Origin of the sequence: Aeromonas sp. S2(2024), assembly GCF_041402505.1 — a bacterium.
GTDB lineage: Bacteria > Pseudomonadota > Gammaproteobacteria > Enterobacterales > Aeromonadaceae > Aeromonas > Aeromonas media.
The window spans coordinates 1-1,261 of sequence record NZ_JBGLRL010000052.1 but is presented as its reverse complement, the minus strand read 5'-3'; the positions used below and the strand labels follow the sequence as shown (position 1 = coordinate 1,261).

Genomic DNA, 1,261 nt, shown 5'->3' with positions numbered 1-1,261 from the left:
CTTAACCATCCCCTCATATGAGCGAGGCGTGGCGCGGCTTCTGAGGTATGATCGCCATCCTTGACCAGCTAATACCCAACAGACTATCCCCATGTTTAACCACGAACTAATCCTCAACCACATCGACGATATATTTGGACAGGACATGCATGCCAAGCGTGTTCTTTCCCTCGCCAATGCTACCCTCGGGGTTATCGAGTCAGGTTCACTGGCCATCCACGCCATCGGTAGTGGCCTCTCCTTGGCCAACGGTCTCGAACGTAAACATGCGGTTAAACAGGTGGATCGCCTGCTCACTAACACCAAGCTCAATGTCTGGAGCCTCTTTGACGATTGGGTGCCCTATGTGGTCGGTGAACGTACCGAGATCGTAGTCTCCATGGACTGGACCGAATTCGATGCCGATGATCACAGTACCTTGGTTATCAGCCTGCAAACCAACCACGGTCGCAGTACTCCGCTGCTGTGGAAAACCCATCGGAAATCGTTGCTCAAAGGGCAACGCAATGCCCATGAGAAAGAGCTGCTCACCAAGCTCAAGCAGACGTTGCCAGAGGGTATCTTCGTGACGGTAGTAGCTGACCGCGGCTTTGGTTACATGGAGCTGTTCGAACGCCTGGAGCAAGAGCTAGGCTTTGCTTATCTCATTAGATTTAAAGGAAATGTTTTGGTTGGTTACCCTGGTGTAGAGCAGGTTCCAGCTCGGGACTGGCTAACGCCGACCGGGCGCACCCGAACCCTCAAAGCGGTGGAGCTAACTGGGCAGCGACAGCCTGTCGAACGGGTCTATTGTTGTCATAAGAGTGGCATGAAAGACGCGTGGTTTCTGGCCAGTAACCGGACCGACCTGAGCGCCGCCAAGGCGTTGCAACTATACGGCCAGCGCTGGGGTATCGAGACCAGTTTTCGTGATATCAAAGATTACAAATTCGGCATGGGTATGGGAGATGTGCACATCAGTAATCCGGTCCGGCGCGACCGACTGTTTTTATTCAGTGCCCTGGCCATCGTCTTGCTGACGCTGCTGGGTAAGGCTGGAGACAGTGTCGGTCTAGAGAGAACGATCAAGGTCAATACCAGCAAGAGCCGAACCTATTCGTTCTTTCGGCAAGGGGTCATCTATTACCAGTTGCTACCTAAAATGAAAGAAGCCAATGCGGTCTTGTTGATGGATAAATTTATCTACTACCTGAAGCAACACCGCTTATATACCCGCCCACTTGGAATTATTTGAGTCTCTAAAAATGAGGGGATCTCTGAG

At 51.9% G+C, this 1,261-nt stretch carries 1 protein-coding gene; it reads left to right on the top strand.

The window, feature by feature from the left end:
- Nucleotides 1-91 precede the first annotated feature (91 nt).
- Nucleotides 92-1,234: an IS4-like element ISAs18 family transposase gene (locus ACB039_RS20875; protein WP_371166372.1), complete on the top strand. Its 1,143-nt coding sequence runs from the start codon at nucleotides 92-94 to the stop codon at nucleotides 1,232-1,234.
- The last annotated feature ends 27 nt before the right edge of the window (nucleotides 1,235-1,261 follow it).